General features: G+C 72.3%; 15 protein-coding genes. 11 read left to right on the top strand and 4 right to left on the bottom strand.

What is annotated here, in order from left to right:
- Positions 1-7: 7 nt before the first annotated feature.
- On the bottom strand, positions 8-1,321 hold the full coding sequence (locus tag ACIRSU_RS30475) for a D-arabinono-1,4-lactone oxidase (protein ID WP_403798891.1): 1,314 nt from the start codon (positions 1,319-1,321) through the stop codon (positions 8-10).
- Positions 1,296-2,573, bottom strand: coding sequence for an MFS transporter (locus ACIRSU_RS30480; RefSeq protein WP_403798894.1), 1,278 nt, complete (start codon positions 2,571-2,573; stop codon positions 1,296-1,298). Before ACIRSU_RS30480 ends, ACIRSU_RS30475 begins: the two co-directional genes overlap by 26 nt.
- 131 nt (positions 2,574-2,704) lie before the next feature.
- On the opposite strand from ACIRSU_RS30480, the gene ACIRSU_RS30485 reads away from it, so the two are divergent.
- On the top strand, positions 2,705-3,832 hold the full coding sequence (locus ACIRSU_RS30485) for a ferrochelatase (RefSeq protein WP_403798896.1): 1,128 nt from the start codon (positions 2,705-2,707) through the stop codon (positions 3,830-3,832).
- Positions 3,833-3,880: 48 nt separating this feature from the next.
- Positions 3,881-4,681, top strand: a complete 801-nt coding sequence (locus tag ACIRSU_RS30490; protein WP_403798899.1) for an inositol monophosphatase family protein — start codon at positions 3,881-3,883, stop codon at positions 4,679-4,681.
- A gap of 100 nt (positions 4,682-4,781) precedes the next feature.
- Here the strand turns inward: ACIRSU_RS30490 and ACIRSU_RS30495 are convergent, their stop codons facing one another.
- A complete protein-coding gene (locus tag ACIRSU_RS30495; RefSeq protein WP_403798902.1) occupies positions 4,782-4,955 on the bottom strand; it encodes a hypothetical protein in 174 nt (57 codons plus the stop codon).
- A 364-nt stretch (positions 4,956-5,319) separates the two neighbouring features.
- Here ACIRSU_RS30495 and ACIRSU_RS30500 point away from each other — a divergent pair, with 364 nt between their 5' ends.
- From ACIRSU_RS30500 to ACIRSU_RS30515, 4 genes are all read left to right on the top strand, one after another.
- Entirely contained in the window at positions 5,320-5,973 is a 654-nt protein-coding gene (locus ACIRSU_RS30500) for a response regulator transcription factor (protein WP_403798905.1), read from the top strand.
- A gap of 4 nt (positions 5,974-5,977) precedes the next feature.
- Positions 5,978-7,213, top strand: coding sequence for a sensor histidine kinase (locus ACIRSU_RS30505; RefSeq protein WP_403798907.1), 1,236 nt, complete (start codon positions 5,978-5,980; stop codon positions 7,211-7,213).
- 397 nt (positions 7,214-7,610) lie between these two features.
- Positions 7,611-7,907, top strand: a complete 297-nt coding sequence (locus tag ACIRSU_RS30510) for a DUF4193 domain-containing protein (RefSeq protein ID WP_003955561.1) — start codon at positions 7,611-7,613, stop codon at positions 7,905-7,907.
- 12 nt (positions 7,908-7,919) lie between these two features.
- A complete protein-coding gene (locus tag ACIRSU_RS30515) occupies positions 7,920-8,939 on the top strand; it encodes a hypothetical protein (protein WP_403798908.1) in 1,020 nt (339 codons plus the stop codon).
- Between the two features lie 125 nt (positions 8,940-9,064).
- Here ACIRSU_RS30515 and ACIRSU_RS30520 read toward each other — a convergent pair whose 3' ends face one another.
- Positions 9,065-9,559 carry a DUF3093 domain-containing protein gene (locus ACIRSU_RS30520; RefSeq protein WP_403798911.1) on the bottom strand — a complete coding sequence of 165 codons (495 nt, stop codon included), beginning with the start codon at positions 9,557-9,559 and terminating at the stop codon, positions 9,065-9,067.
- 58 nt (positions 9,560-9,617) lie between these two features.
- Here ACIRSU_RS30520 and ACIRSU_RS30525 point away from each other — a divergent pair, with 58 nt between their 5' ends.
- From ACIRSU_RS30525 to ACIRSU_RS30545, 5 genes are all read left to right on the top strand, one after another.
- On the top strand, positions 9,618-10,202 hold the full coding sequence (locus ACIRSU_RS30525; protein WP_403798913.1) for a PaaI family thioesterase: 585 nt from the start codon (positions 9,618-9,620) through the stop codon (positions 10,200-10,202).
- Positions 10,202-10,714 carry a dUTP diphosphatase gene (gene dut / locus ACIRSU_RS30530; protein ID WP_403798916.1) on the top strand — a complete coding sequence of 171 codons (513 nt, stop codon included), beginning with the start codon at positions 10,202-10,204 and terminating at the stop codon, positions 10,712-10,714. The genes ACIRSU_RS30525 and dut overlap by 1 nt, the downstream gene beginning before the upstream one ends.
- A gap of 1 nt (position 10,715) precedes the next feature.
- The gene (locus ACIRSU_RS30535) at positions 10,716-11,474 is read left to right on the top strand and encodes a DUF3710 domain-containing protein (RefSeq protein ID WP_403798919.1); all 759 of its coding nucleotides are present in this window, start codon (positions 10,716-10,718) and stop codon (positions 11,472-11,474) included.
- Between the two features lie 210 nt (positions 11,475-11,684).
- Positions 11,685-12,353, top strand: coding sequence for an ABC transporter ATP-binding protein (locus tag ACIRSU_RS30540; protein WP_403799294.1), 669 nt, complete (start codon positions 11,685-11,687; stop codon positions 12,351-12,353).
- A 101-nt stretch (positions 12,354-12,454) separates the two neighbouring features.
- On the top strand, positions 12,455-15,022 hold the full coding sequence (locus tag ACIRSU_RS30545) for a DUF4118 domain-containing protein (RefSeq protein WP_403798922.1): 2,568 nt from the start codon (positions 12,455-12,457) through the stop codon (positions 15,020-15,022).
- The last annotated feature ends 1 nt before the right edge of the window (position 15,023 follow it).

Raw genomic sequence — 15,023 nt, forward strand, 5'->3', positions numbered from 1 at the left:
CCGCCCGTCAGTCGCCCAGCACCCGCCGCAGGTAGTCGTTGCCGAAGCGCCGCTCCGGGTCCAGCCGGTCCCGCAGCGCCCTGAACTCCGCGAAGCGCGGGTAGAGCTTCTCGAAGTAGGCCGCGTCCCTGGTGTGCACCTTGCCCCAGTGCGGCCGGCCGCCGTGCTCGGTCATGATCCGCTCGACCGCGGTGAAGTAGCCGTGGTGGGGCGTGCCCTTGTAGAGGTGCACCGCGATGTACGCGGTCTCCCGGTCCGAGGCCGTCGACAGGGCGATGTCGTCCGCGGGCGCCGTACGCACCTCGACCGGGAAACTCACCTTCAGCGGCGAGCGCTCGATCATCGCCTTGAGCTCGCGCAGCGCCGGGACCGCCGCCGCCCGTGGCAGCGCGTACTCCATCTCCAGGAAGCGCACCCGGCGCGGCGAGGTGAAGACCTTGTACGGGATGTCCGTGTAGGTACGGGCCGAGAGCGCCCGGCTGGAGATCCTGGCCACCGTCGGGACGACCGGCGGCACCGCGCGGCCCAGCGCGCAGGCGACCTGGAAGACGCCGTTGGAGAGGAACTCGTCCTCGAACCAGCCGCCGAGCCGTCCGACCGGGGCGGCGGGGCCCTGACTGCGGTTGTTGCGCTTGGTGTTGCAGTTGTCGGTGTGCGGGAACCAGTAGAACTCGAAGTGCTCGTTCTCCGCGTGCAGCGCGTCGAACTCCGAAGTCACCCGGTCGAAGGACATCGGCTCCTCGCGCGCGGTGAGCAGGAAGACCGGCTCCACGGCGAAGGTGATCGCCGTGACCACGCCGAGCGCGCCCAGGCCGATCCGGGCGGCGGCGAAGACCGCGCGTTCCTCTTCGGTCCCCGTCTTCGAGCAGGTCATCAGGCGCCCGTCGGCGGTGACCAGTTCGAGCGCGCGGATCTGGGCGGCGATGGACGCCGAGTCGCGGCCGGTGCCGTGGGTGCCCGTGGACGTGGCGCCGGCCACCGTCTGCTCCATGATGTCGCCCATGTTCGTGAGCGACAGGCCCTCGCGGGCCAGCGCCACGTTCAGCCGCTTGAGCGGCGTGCCGGACTCCACGGTCACGGTCATCGCCTCGCGGTCGATCCGGCGGATGCCGGTGAGCAGCCCGGGCCGGATGAGCACGCCGTCGGTGGCGGCGATCGAGGTGAAGGAGTGGCCGGTGCCGACCGTCTTCACCGCGAGGCCGTCCTCGGCGGCCCTGCGCACCGCGTCGGCGACCTCCTCGGCGGAGGCCGGGCTGACCTCCCGCACCGGACGGGCGGTGACGTTCCCCGCCCAGTTACGCCACGGGCTGCCCGTCGTCACGGCGCTCCCCGACCCCTGCCCCCGCGACCCCTGTGTGCTCGTCCTGCTCACGCTGCCCCTCCCGCGTCGGCGCCGGCCTGCCCAGCCGGCGGAAGCCCAGGAGCGCCACCGCGACCGCGACCGCGCCCGAGAGCACGGGCACCACGTACGCCGACTCCGCTCCGGACGCGTCGACCACCCAGCCGGCGGCCGAGGAGCCGAGCGCCACACCGATCGCGAGCCCGGTCCCTGTCCAGGTCATGCCCTCGGTCAGCTTGGTCTGCGGTACGTGCGCTTCGACGAGGGCCATCGTGGTCACCATCGTCGGCGCGATGGACAGGCCCGCGACAAAGAGCGCCACGGCCAGCAACGGCAGGTTCCCGGCCAGTAGGAGGGGGATCATACTCACGGCCATCGCGCACACCCCCACGAGCCAGCGCCGCGACGGATCGCCCTTGAGGTGGAGCAGTCCGAAGACGGCGCCGGCGACGCAGGAGCCGAGCGCGTACACGGCCAGCACCAGACTCGCCGCCGCCTTGTGGCCCTGCTCCTGGGCGAAGGCGACGGTCACGACGTCGACCGAGCCGAAGACGGCGCCGGTGGCCACGAAGGCCAGGGTCAGGATCTGCAGGCCGGGGGAGCGCAGCGCGGAGCCGCCGGAGTGCCCCTCGCGCGGGTGCGGGGCGGGCTCGGTGGCGCGCTGCGCGGTCAGCCAGAAGACTCCGATGGCGAGGAAGACCCCGGCGAGCAGCGGACCGGCCTCCGGGAACCACACGGTCGACAGGCCGATGGAGATGATCGGGCCGAAGATGAAGCACACCTCGTCGACGATCGACTCCCACGAGTACGCGGTGTGCAGCTGCCGGGCCTCGCCCCGGTAGATGTTCGCCCAGCGGGCGCGGGTCATCGCGCCGAGGCTCGGCACACAGCCGACGAAGGCGGTGAACACGAACAGCGTCCAGTCCGGCGCTCCGAACTGCACGCACAGGAGCAGTCCCGCGGCCGCCAGGAGCGAGATCAGGGTCGCCGGGCGCAGCACCCGCCGCTGACCGTGCCGGTCGACCAGGCGCGATATCTGCGGGCCGAGCACGGCGGCGGACATGGCGAGGGTCGCGGAGAGCGCGCCGGCCAGCCCGTACCGCCCGGTGACCTGCGAGATCATCGTGACGATGCCGATGCCCATCATGGACAGCGGCATCCGCCCGAGGAAGCCCGCGACGGAGAAGGCCCGGGTGCCGGGTGCCGCGAAGATCGCGCGATAGGGACTGGGCAAGGGGATCTCCGGGCTTCCGTGGCTCGTGTAATTAATAGCTAAAGCCTACGGTGTTGAACTGATTTGGTCACTCGACTTTTTCAGTCGGGCCGAGACCTCGGCTGTCGGACCCGGGTGGGAGGATCGGTGCCATGTCCGACGAGCTCGATCCCGCCCCGTACGACGCCCTGCTGCTGCTCTCCTTCGGCGGCCCCGAGGGCCCCGACGACGTGGTCCCGTTCCTGGAGAACGTGACCCGCGGCCGCGGCATCCCCAAGGAACGGCTGAAGGAAGTGGGGCAGCACTACTTCCTCTTCGGCGGCGTCAGCCCCATCAACGACCAGAACCGCGCCCTGCTCGACGCGCTGCGCGCCGACTTCGCCGGGGCCGGCCTCGACCTGCCGGTCTACTGGGGCAACCGGAACTGGGCGCCGTACCTCACCGACACCCTGCGCGAGATGGTCGCCGACGGCCGGCGCCACATCGCCGTCCTCGCCACCAGCGCGTACGCCTCGTACTCCGGCTGCCGGCAGTACCGGGAGAACCTGGCCGACTCCCTCGCCGAGCTGGAGGCGGAGGGGCTGCCGCTGCCGCGCGTCGACAAGCTGCGGCACTACTTCAACCACCCCGGCTTCGTCCGGCCCATGATCGAGGGCGTCCTCGCCTCCCTCGCCGAGCTCGACGAGTCCGTGCGCGACGGGGCCCACCTGGCCTTCACCACGCACTCCATCCCCGACTCCGCCGCCGACAGCTCCGGCCCCGTCGCCGACCACGGCGACGGCGGCGCCTATGTGAAGCAGCACCTCGACGTCGCCCGGCTGATCGCCGACGCGGTCCGCGAGGAGACCGGCGTCGAGCACCCCTGGCAGCTCGTCTACCAGTCGCGCAGCGGCGCCCCGCACATCCCGTGGCTGGAGCCCGACATCTGCGACCACCTGGAGGAACTGCACGGCGCCGGGGCCCCGGCCGTCGTCATGGTGCCGATCGGCTTCGTCTCGGACCACATGGAGGTCCTGTACGACCTCGACACCGAGGCCACCGCCAAGGCCGCCGAGCTCGGGCTTCCCGTGCGGCGCTCGGCCACCGTCGGGGCCGACCCGCGGTTCGCCGCGGCCGTGCGCGAGCTCGTCCTGGAGCGCGCCGCCGGCGAGCGCGGACAGCGGGTCGAGCGCTGCGCCCTGGGCGCGCTCGGGCCGTCCCACGACCTCTGCCCGATCGGCTGCTGCCCCGCCCGCGCGGAGCGCCCGGCCGCGGCAGGCGCCGACAGCCCGTACGCCTGACCCGACTCGCTCGCACCCGTGATCCGCACGCACAAGGAGACCGTTTCCGTGACCGATCCCCTGCTGCAGGAACTTCTCGACCTGGCCCTGGCGGCCGGGCGCCACGCCGGCGCCCTGCTGCGCGACGGGCGGCCCGACGACCTGGCGGTGGCCAGGACCAAGTCGAGCGCCATCGACGTGGTCACCGAGATGGACATCGCCGCCGAGAAGCTGATCACCGGCTTCCTCGCCGAGCACCGCCCGCACGACGGGTTCCTCGGCGAGGAGGGCGCGGCCACCCCCGGCACCAGCGGGGTGCGCTGGGTCATCGACCCGCTCGACGGCACCGTGAACTACCTCTACGGGCTGCCGACCTGGTCCGTCTCCATCGCCGCCGAGCGGGACGGCGAGACCGTCGTCGGCGTCGTGGAGGTCCCGATGCGCGGCGAGACCTTCCACGCGGTCCTCGGCGGCGGCGCCTGGCTCGGCGACCGCCGGCTCGCCGCCCGCCCCTCGCCGGAGCTCGACCAGGCCCTCGTGGCCACCGGCTTCGGCTACCTCCAGAACCGCCGCGCCCACCAGGCCGACGTCGCCCAGCGCCTGCTCCCGCAGGTCCGCGACATCCGCCGGGCCGGCTCCGCCGCCATCGACCTCTGCGACGTCGCCGCGGGCCGCCTCGACGCCTACTACGAGCGCGGCCTCAACCCCTGGGACCTCGCGGCGGGCGACCTGATCGCCCGCGAGGCCGGCGCCCTGACCGGCGGCCGCCCCGGCGAGCCGCCGTCGGGCGAGCTGGCGCTGGCCGCGTCGGCGGGGCTGTTCGGGGTGCTGCAGGAGTTCCTGGAGGACGCGGGCGCCTGGCACGACTGAGCAGGCACGTTCGCACGAAACCGCAGGCGTGCGGGGATGCCGAAAACGCGAGCGGGCCCCCGGGAGTCGGTGACTCCCGGGGGCCCGCTCACGTCGGTGGTCAGGCGCTGGCCGCGCCGACCTCCACGCCGTGTTCGGCGGCCAGGCGGTGCAGGTCGTCCAGCTCGGCCTGCTCGACCTCCACCAGGAAGTCGTCGCCCGCCTCACGAGCGCGCGTGAGGTCGGACTGCGTGGTCCTGATGCGGTGCAGCAGCCCTGCGGTGAAAGCGTCCATCGTGCGCCCCCTCGTCGTGGGTCGTGGCACGAAGAGTGCCCGGAGTGGTGGATCACGCACCGCAACCCCTGGGGGACAGAGAGTGGTGGACGGCATGCCGTCCACGGGGCGTGATCGCGGGGTTGCTAGTCGTCCTCCCCAACGCCTTCCTCAGGGAAACCTCAACTGGCCCACGATTCAGGTGAATTCTTCCGGCCATGCCCGCGGCGCCCGGCGCGGCGGACGCGGTCGGGAGCCGCAGACCGCCGTCTTACAGCCGGTTTACGCGCGTTCGGGGCAGGATGGACACGCACAGTCAGTGCGCGAAACCGCCCGTCCGCGTCCAGGACCTCCAGGACCGGGGCCCAGGAAAGGATCTACAGACGTGCGCGTACTCGTCGTCGAAGACGAGCAGCTGCTCGCGGATGCGGTGGCCACCGGCCTGCGCCGGGAGGCCATGGCGGTCGACGTCGTGTACGACGGCGCCGCCGCCCTGGAGCGCGTGGGGGTGAACGACTACGACGTCGTCGTCCTCGACCGCGACCTCCCGCTGGTCCACGGCGACGACGTCTGCCGCAAGATCGTCGAACTCGGCATGCCCACCCGCGTCCTGATGCTCACCGCCTCCGGCGACGTCAGCGACCGCGTCGAGGGCCTGGAGCTCGGCGCCGACGACTACCTTCCCAAGCCCTTCGCCTTCACCGAGCTCATCGCCCGCGTCCGCGCCCTGGGCCGCCGCACCACCGTCCCGCTCCCGCCCGTCCTGGAGCGCGCCGGCATCAAGCTCGACCCCAACCGCCGCGAGGTCTTCCGCGACGGCAAGGAGGTCCAGCTGGCGCCCAAGGAGTTCGCGGTCCTGGAGGTCCTGATGCGCAGCGAGGGCGCGGTCGTCTCGGCCGAGCAGCTGCTCGAGAAGGCGTGGGACGAGAACACCGACCCGTTCACCAACGTGGTCCGGGTCACCGTGATGACCTTGCGCCGCAAGCTGGGCGAGCCTCCGGTCATCGTCACCGTCCCCGGCTCGGGATACCGGATCTGAACCGATGGCCCAGACCCCGGCGCCCCTGCACGCGCCCCCGAAACCGACCTGGGACCCCCGTGACCCGGTCCGCCCGCTGCTGCGCCCGACCATCCGGATAAGACTCACGCTCCTCTACGGCGGGATGTTCCTGATCGCCGGCATCCTGCTGCTCGCGATCATCTACCTGTTCACCGCGCAGGCGCTCCGCGAGAGCACCTCCGAGCTGCCCTTCAAGGTGGTCAGCGGCACGGTCACGGCCACCACCGACTGGTGCAACCTGCCCGACAAGTCCACCGGCGAGCAGATCAACAACGCCGCCTCGATATGTCTGCGCCACCAGAGCGACCTCGCCCTGGACGACCTGCTGCGCCGCTCGCTGTTCGCCCTGCTCGGCCTGAGCATCATCGCCTTCGCCTTCGGCTACGCGATGGCCGGCCGGGTGCTCTCCCCGCTCGGCCGGATCACCCGCACCGCCCGCCAGGTGGCCGGATCCGATCTCTCCCGGCGGATCGAGCTGGACGGCCCGGACGACGAGCTCAAGGAGCTCGCCGACACCTTCGACGAGATGCTGGAGCGCCTGGAGCGCGCCTTCAGCGCCCAGCAGCGCTTCGTCGCGAACGCCTCGCACGAGCTGCGCACGCCGCTGGCGATCAACCGCACGCTCCTGGAGGTCCAGCTCTCGGACCCGGGGGCGCCGGTGGAGCTCCAGCAGCTCGGCAAGACCCTGCTCGCCACCAACGAGCGCAGCGAGCAGCTCGTCGAGGGCCTGCTGCTGCTCGCCCGCAGCGACAACGAGATCGTCGAGCGGAAACCGGTCGACCTCGCCGAGGTCGCCTCCCGGGCCATGGACCAGGTGCACGCCGAGGCCGAGGCCAAGGGCGTGGAGTTCCGCGGCGAGCGGGCCCCTGCCGTGGTCCAGGGCAACGGTGTGCTGCTCGAACGGATCGCGCTGAACCTGGTGCAGAACGCCGTCCGGTACAACGTCCCGGAGGACGGCTGGGTCGAGGTCGTCACCTCGACCCAGAACGGCCAGGCGGTCCTGGAGGTGTCCAACACCGGGCCCGTGGTCCCCGCGTACGAGATCGACAATCTTTTCGAGCCATTCCGGCGGCTCCGCCAGGAGCGCACCGGCAGCGACAAGGGCGTCGGCCTCGGCCTTTCCATCGCGCGCTCCGTGGCGCGTGCCCACGGCGGCCGTATCATCGCCGAGCCTCGCGAGGGCGGCGGGCTCGTGATGAGGGTCACCCTGCCGATCTGACTACACTGCATGTGCCGACCGGATTTGTTCGCCTTGCGCTAAATTTCCGGTTCTCATTCCTGAGACGGTCCTGTGTGATCGATCACAGGATTGAGTGTCCGGTCCTCCACTCTCCGTGATCGCGAATTCTCTCGGAAAACCCGGAAAAGTCCGGGTTTCCAGGGGTCCGAATGACGGGAAGTAGACGGGGTGGCGCCCGTGAAGGAGGTCCGGCGGACCGTGTACGGTCCGGTTCGCCACCCAAAGCCGATCACTCGTGAGAGGGCGGATTGGGTGTCGATTGAGTAACAGACCTTGATGTGAGGCAAAATCTCCGCCTCGGGTCGGGCACAAGTCCGGCCTCTCACGCGTTACGTGCGCTGGAGACACCGCAAACCACCCAGAGGGGGAGAGCGACATGGCAACGGATTACGACACCCCACGCAAGACCGACGACGACGTCGACTCGGACAGCCTTGAAGAACTGAAGGCCCGCCGCAACGACAAGTCGACCTCGACCGTCGACGTCGACGAGTTCGAGGCCGCCGAGGGCCTCGAGCTCCCGGGCGCCGACCTCTCGAACGAGGAGCTGGCGGTCCGAGTGCTGCCGAAGCAGGCGGACGAGTTCACCTGCATGAGCTGCTTCCTCGTGCACCACCGCAGCCAGCTGGCTCGGGAGAAGAACGGCCAGCCGATCTGCCGCGACTGCGACTGAGATCGAGCGGCCGTGGCAGGCGACACACCGTCTCGACCGTCTCGGAAGCGGCGGCTCCGGCTCCCCGGGAGGCCGGAGACGTACCAGGGCGGCTCAGGCCCGGCGGAGGGCGTCCTCGACGCGTCCTCGGCCGAGCACTCCGCCCACCTGCCCACACCTGGCGCACGTGACGACGGGCGAGGCCATCCGGCCTCGCTCGAAGCAGCGGACGCCGCCCTCCGGGCCGTTCCGGACCCGGACCGACCCGACGGCACCCCCGAGGCCTCCCAGGCCCGCACGGGGGGCGTCCTGAGGCGCGTGGCCAACCCCGCGCGCGTCCAGCTCGACCGCATCAGGCTCGACAGCGCCCGCATCGACGCCGTACGGCGCGGAGTGAAGCGCGGCGGTCAGGGCGCCAGGGCCGGCATCGGCTATCTCGCGGACCGGCTCATCGAGCTGGCCCCGCGCGTGCCCGTACGGGACCTGGCCACCCTGCGCCGGCAGTTCCCCGGGCTCGGCCCGGAGCAGCTCGCCGACAAGCTCGTCCTCGGCGCGGCCAACGCCAGCGCCACCGTCGGCGCCGGCATCGGCGCCGCCGCGATGCTGCCCGTACCGCCCGCGATGCCCGCCGAGCTCGCCGCGGAGATCACCGGCGTCGCCGCCATCGAACTGAAGCTCATCGCCGAGCTGCACGAGGTCTACGGCCTCCGGCCGCCCGGCACACTCACCCAGCGCTCGACCGCGTACCTGACCTCCTGGGCGGAGGAGCGCGGCATCGACCCCACCCGGCCCACCACCGTCAACGCGGCCCTCGGCGGACAGCTCAAGCGCGAACTGCGCCAGCAGATCACGAAGCGCATGATGCGCAACGTCCCGAACCTCACCCCGTTCCTGGTGGGCGCCGCCGTCGGCGCCGTCATGAACCGGCGGGACACCAGGAAGGTCGCCGGGCACATCCGCAGGGACCTGCGCGCCCGCCAGATCCCCTGGGACGCCCTCCCGGCGCTGCCCCCGCTGGAGCAGCCGGAGAATCCCAAGGAGATCGACTTCTAGCCCCTGGGAGACCGCTGAGGCTCCTCAGGGGGCAGACGCCGAGAACTCCTCAAGGGGTGGACGGCGCGACTCCTTCAGAGGCGGACGGCGAGCCTCCTCCAGAGGCCGGCCTGGACCGCCGGGCCCTATGCGGTCGCCTCGGCGCGGGCCTTCTCCAGGGCCGCCACGAGGCCCTCGGGGTTCCGGCTGGACAGGTAGACGTACGGCGTCGGGTCCGCCGGGTCCGTCACCTCGACACGTACCGCCTGCGGCACGTAGCTGCGCATCACCATGAAGGCGCGCGGATCGGCCTTGTGCGTGCGCCAGGCGCGCGCCTCCTCGGCGTCGAGCACCTCGGGCGCCCCGAGCGCCGACACCGGAATCCGCGCGTCCCCGGCGACCAGCGAACCGGCCACCACCCGGACGCGGGCCGAACCGTACGAGGAGACCGCCGCCGCGGCCAGCGCCGCCACCACGATCAGGCCGGCCAGCGTCGCCACCGGACCCAGCGGGAACATGATCAGGGCGCCGGACAGACCGAACAGTCCCACGATCACCCACCACGAGCGTGGCGCGGTCAGGCGCTCGTCGAAGCTCGGCGCGGCGGGCTGTGCGGGGGACGGTGCGGAAGGCTGCTGCATGCGTCCAAGCTTGGCACGGCGAGACCCGCGCCCGGCCGCGCGGGTAAGGTCTGCGCCTGTGACAGGAACATCGCCCGCTCTCACCCCGCCGGCCGACGCCATAGCGCCGGTCCGCCACCCTGACGCGCCCGCCCCCGGCGAGCTCCTCGGCGCGCACTACGAGTACTGCTTCGGGTGCGGCGGCGGGCAGCCCCACGGCCTCCACCTGGAGGCCCGCGCGGGCGAGGGCGTGACCGTCACCGCCGAGTTCACCGTGACCCCCGACCACCAGGGCGCGCCCGGTCTCGCGCACGGCGGCGTCCTCGCCACCGCGCTCGACGAGACCCTCGGCTCCCTGAACTGGCTGCTCCGCGTCATCGCCGTGACCGGACGCCTGGAGACCGACTTCGCCCGGCCCGTGCCGGTCGGCACCGTGCTCCACCTGGAGGCCGAGGTCACCGCCGTGCACGGCCGCAAGATCTACTCGACCGCCGTCGGCCGGATCGGCGGGCCCGAGGGCCCCGTCGCCGTCCGCGCCGACGCCCTCTTCATCGAGGTCAAGGTCGACCACTTCATCGACAACGGGCGCCCGGAGGAGATCCAGGCCGCCATGTCCGACCCCGACCAGGTCAGGCGCGCCCGCGCCTTCGAGGTGAACCCCTGATGCGCAATCCCGTCGACGTACTCATCCGCCGCCTGGACCCGGACGTGCCGATCCCGGCGTACGGCCACCCCGGCGACGCCGGTGCCGATCTGGTGACCACCGAGGCCGCCGAGCTCGCCCCGGGGGAGCGGGCCGTGCTGCCCACCGGGGTCTCCATCGCCCTCCCCGACGGCTACGCCGCCTTCGTCCACCCGCGCTCCGGCCTCGCCGCCCGCTGCGGCGTCGCGCTCGTGAATGCCCCAGGGACGGTCGATGCCGGGTACCGTGGAGAGATCAAGGTGATCGTGGTCAATCTGGACCCGCGCGAGAGCGTGCGGTTCGAACGGTTCGACCGGATCGCCCAGCTGGTCGTCCAGCAGGTCGAGAAGGTGCGCTTCCACGAGGTGGCGGAGCTTCCCGGCTCCGCGCGGGCCGAGGGGGGCTTCGGGTCCACCGGCGGTCATGCCGCCGTGGACGGCTCTACGGGTGGGAATCGATACGCTTCGGTCGTATCCGACCGGGAAGGACAGTGACGTGTTCGGACGTCGCAAGAAGAGCGGTACCGCTGACGCAGCGGGCGAGGCCGAGCAGGTCGTCGATGCCGTCGACACCGATGACGCCGCCGGCGAGTCGCGCCGGGTGAACCTTCCGCCGGCGCCGCGGCCCGACGGGCCCTGGGACATTTCCGAGGTCAGCAAGCCGGAGGAGGGGCGCGTCGACCTCGGCGGCCTCTTCGTGCCCGGCGTCGAGGGCATGGAGCTGCGCGTGGAGGTGGCGGGCGACGCGATCGTCGCGGCCACCGTCGTGCTGCGCGACAGCGCCGTCCAGCTGCAGGCGTTCGCCGCGCCCAAGAACGAGGGCATCTGGGGCGAGGTCCGCGACGAGATCGCCGGGGGCATCACCCAGCAGGGCGGCGCCATCGAGGAGGTCGAGGGCCCGCTGGGCTGGGAGCTGCGCGCCCAGGTCCCGGTGCAGCTGCCCGACGGCAACCGGGGCGTCCAGCTGGTGCGCTTCGTGGGTGTCGACGGCCCCCGCTGGTTCCTGCGCGGTGTGATCTCCGGGCAGGGCGCCGTGCAGCCCGAGGCCGCCGGCCTGCTCGAGCAGATCGTGCGCGACACCGTGGTCGTCCGCGGTGAGGGCCCGATGGCCCCGCGCGACCCGATCGTCCTCAAGCTGCCCAACGACGCCCAGATGGTGCCGGACGGCGTGCAGGCAGACGACCAGGCCGGCTCGCGGTTCTCCGGCGGCATGGGCCAGCTCCAGCGCGGACCGGAGATCTCCGAGGTCCGCTGACCCGCGAGAACATCGAATCGGTGGGCCGCTCCCCGCACGGGGAGCGGCCCACCGTGCGTTGTCCACAGGCCGTTGTCCACAGGCCTGGCACCCGCCCTCGTGATCGGCACATACTGGCGGCGCACACGTTCGAACCAGGGGGGTTTCACGGTGAGTGAGAGCAACGCGCGTACCGGCACGGCCGTCATCGAGGACCCGGCCGGCGCGCCGATGGTCCGGGTGGAGAACCTGCACCGTTCGTACGGGACGGGCGAGGCCGCCGTGCACGCCCTGCGCGGAGTCTCCTTCGACATCCCGCGCGGTGAGCTGGTCGCCCTCAAGGGCCGCTCCGGTTCCGGCAAGACCACCCTGCTCAACCTGGTGGGCGGCCTCGACACCGCCGACCGGGGCCGCATCGTCATCGACGGCATCGACCTCGCCGAGCTCGGCGAGGAAGGCCTCCTGGAGCTGCGCCGCGACAAGATCGGCTTCATCTTCCAGTCCTTCGGGCTGATACCGATCCTGTCCGCCGCCGAGAACGTCGGCGTGCCGATGCGGCTGCGCAAGGCCGACCCCAAGGAGCGCGAGGAGCGGGTCGCCCTGCTGCTCGCCCTGGTGGGGCTCGCCGACCACGCCGCCCAGCGCCCCGGGGAGCTCTCCGGCGGCCAGCAGCAGCGGGTCGCCATCGCGCGAGCCCTCGCCAACCGGCCCGCGCTGCTGATCGCCGACGAGCCGACCGGACAGCTGGACGCCGAGACCGGCCTCGCGGTCATGGAGCTGCTGCGCGCCGTGGTCCGCAGCGAGGGCTGCACGGCCCTGGTCGCCACCCACGACTCCCAGCTCCTCGGCCTCGCCGACCGGGTGCTCGAACTGAGCGACGGCGAGATCATCGAGCACTGAGCGGCCGTCCTCCGGCCGCGCCCATCAGGATCACGTCAATACCGCCCCCGGTCGTCCATACCCGTGCGGAATGTCCGTTTCGCGGGACGTATGGTCGAGCCATGGGACGCGGCAGACTACGGATCTACCTGGGAGCGGCACCGGGCGTCGGCAAGACGTACGCGATGCTCTCCGAGGCGCACCGGCGCGTGGAGCGCGGTACGGACTGCGTGGTCGCGTTCGTGGAGCACCATGGCCGGCCGCGTACGGAGGTGATGCTGCACGGCCTGGAGACGGTGCCGCGCCGGGAGCTCACCCACCGGGGCGCCGCCTTCACCGAGATGGACGTCGACGCCGTCCTGGCCCGCAGGCCGGCCGTCGCGCTCGTCGACGAGCTCGCCCACACCAACGTGCCGGGCTCGCGCAACCCCAAGCGCTGGCAGGACGTGGAGGAGCTGCTCGCGGCCGGGATCGACGTCGTCTCCACGGTGAACATCCAGCACCTGGAGTCGCTCGGTGACGTCGTCGAGTCGATCACCGGCGTACGGCAGCGGGAGACCGTGCCGGACGAGATCGTCCGCCGCGCCGACCAGATAGAGCTGGTCGACATGTCGCCGCAGGCGCTGCGGCGGCGCATGGCGCACGGCAACATCTACAAGCCGGACAAGGTCGACGCCGCCCTGTCCAACTACTTCCGGCCGGGCAACCTCACCGCGCTGCGGGAGCTCGCCCTGCTGTGGACGGCGGACCGGGTCGACGAGTACCTGCGGCAGTACCGCGGCGAGCACAACATCCGGTCCACCTGGCAGGCCCGCGAGCGGATCGTCGTCGGACTCACCGGCGGCCCCGAGGGCCGCACCCTCATCCGCCGGGCCACCAGGCTCGCCGAGAAGGGCGCCGGCGGCGAAGTCCTCGCCGTCTACGTCTCCCGCAGCGACGGGCTCACCTCGGCGTCGCCCAAGGAGCTGGCGGTCCAGCGAACCCTGGTCGAAGACCTCGGCGGAACGTTCCATCACGTCATAGGCGACGACGTGCCCGCCGCCCTCCTGGAGTTCGCCCGCGGCGTCAACGCCACCCAGATCGTCCTCGGCTCCAGCCGCCGCCGCTCCTGGCAGTACGTCCTCGGGCCGGGCGTCGGCCAGACCGTCGCCCGCGACTCCGGGCCCGACCTCGACGTCCACATCGTCACCCACGAGGAGGCCGCCAAGGGCCGCGGCCTGCCCGTCGCCCGCGGCGCCCGGCTCGGCCGCGCCCGCATCGTCTGGGGCTGGCTCGTCGGCGTCGCCGGACCCGCGCTGCTCACCCTGCTGCTCACCCATGTCGACGCGCAGCTCGGGCTCGCCAACGACATGCTGCTCTTCCTCGCCATGACCGTCGCCGCCGCCCTCCTGGGCGGCTTCCTGCCGGCCCTCGCCTCGGCGGCCTTCGGCTCCCTGCTCCTCAACTGGTTCTTCACCCCGCCACTGCACCGGCTGACCATCGCCGACCCCAAGAACATCGTGGCCATCGCCGTCTTCTTCGGCGTCGGCATGTCCGTCGCCTCCGTCGTCGACCTCGCCGCCCGCCGCACCCAGCAGGCCGCCCGGCTGCGCGCCGAGTCCGAGGTGCTGTCCTACCTCGCGGGCAGCGTGCTGCGCGGAGAGTCCAGCCTGGAGGCCCTGCTCGAACGGCTCCGGGAGACCTTCTCCATGGAGTCCGTCGCGCTCCTGGAACGCTCCGGCGACCTGGAACCCTGGACCTGCGCCGCCAGCGTCGGCGCCCGGCCGGTGGCCCGGCCCGAGGACGCCGACGTCGACATGCCCGTCGGCGACCATCTGGCGCTCGCCCTCACCGGGCGCGTCCTGCCCGCCGAGGACCGCCGGGTGCTCGGCGCCTTCGCCGCCCAGGCGGCGGTCGTGCTCGACCGCCAGCGCCTCGTCGACGAGGCCGAGGAGGCCCGCAAGCTGGCCGAGGGCAACAAGATCCGCACCTCGCTGCTCGCCGCCGTCAGCCACGACCTGCGCACTCCGCTCGCCGGCATCAAGGCGTCGGTGTCGTCCCTCCGCTCCGACGACGTCGAGTGGTCCGAGGAGGACCGGGCCCTGCTCCTCGAAGGGATCGAGGAAGGCGCCGACCGCCTCGACCACCTCGTCGGCAACCTCCTCGACATGTCCCGGCTCCAGACCGGCACCGTCACGCCGCTCATCCGACCCACCGACCTCGACGAGGTCGTGCCCATGGCCCTCGGCGGCGTCCCCGACGGCAGCGTCGACCTCGACATCCCCGAGACGCTGCCCATGGTCGCCGTCGACCGCGGCCTCCTGGAGCGGGCCGTCGCCAACATCGTCGAGAACGCCGTCAAGTACAGCCCCGGCGGCGCCCCCGTCGCCGTCGGCGCCAGCGTCCTCGGCGAGCGCCTCGAACTGCGCGTCACCGACCGCGGCCCCGGCGTCCCCGACGAGGGCAAGGACGGCATCTTCGAGCCCTTCCAGCGCCTCGGCGACGCCCCGCGCGGCTCCGGTGTCGGCCTCGGACTCGCGGTCGCCCGCGGCTTCGTCGAGGCCATGGGCGGCACCATCAGCGCCGAGGACACCCCGGGCGGCGGGCTCACCATGGTGCTCACCCTCAGGACCGCCCAGGGGCCCGGCTCCGGCACCGCCCCGCCTCCGGACCCCGGTGCCGCCACGACGAACGTGCGCACCCTCACGTGAC

The organism is Streptomyces sp. NPDC101160, from assembly GCF_044768205.1.
GTDB lineage: Bacteria > Actinomycetota > Actinomycetes > Streptomycetales > Streptomycetaceae > Streptomyces.

Coding starts and splice junctions, on each gene's coding strand:
- ACIRSU_RS30545 (WP_403798922.1), top strand. CDS start 12,455: ATGGGACGCGGCAGACTACGGATCTACCTGGGAGCGGCACCGGGCGTC.
- ACIRSU_RS30485 (WP_403798896.1), top strand. CDS start 2,705: ATGTCCGACGAGCTCGATCCCGCCCCGTACGACGCCCTGCTGCTGCTC.
- ACIRSU_RS30510 (WP_003955561.1), top strand. CDS start 7,611: ATGGCAACGGATTACGACACCCCACGCAAGACCGACGACGACGTCGAC.
- ACIRSU_RS30505 (WP_403798907.1), top strand. CDS start 5,978: ATGGCCCAGACCCCGGCGCCCCTGCACGCGCCCCCGAAACCGACCTGG.
- ACIRSU_RS30520 (WP_403798911.1), bottom strand. CDS start 9,559: ATGCAGCAGCCTTCCGCACCGTCCCCCGCACAGCCCGCCGCGCCGAGC.
- ACIRSU_RS30495 (WP_403798902.1), bottom strand. CDS start 4,955: ATGGACGCTTTCACCGCAGGGCTGCTGCACCGCATCAGGACCACGCAG.
- ACIRSU_RS30540 (WP_403799294.1), top strand. CDS start 11,685: ATGGTCCGGGTGGAGAACCTGCACCGTTCGTACGGGACGGGCGAGGCC.
- dut (WP_403798916.1), top strand. CDS start 10,202: ATGCGCAATCCCGTCGACGTACTCATCCGCCGCCTGGACCCGGACGTG.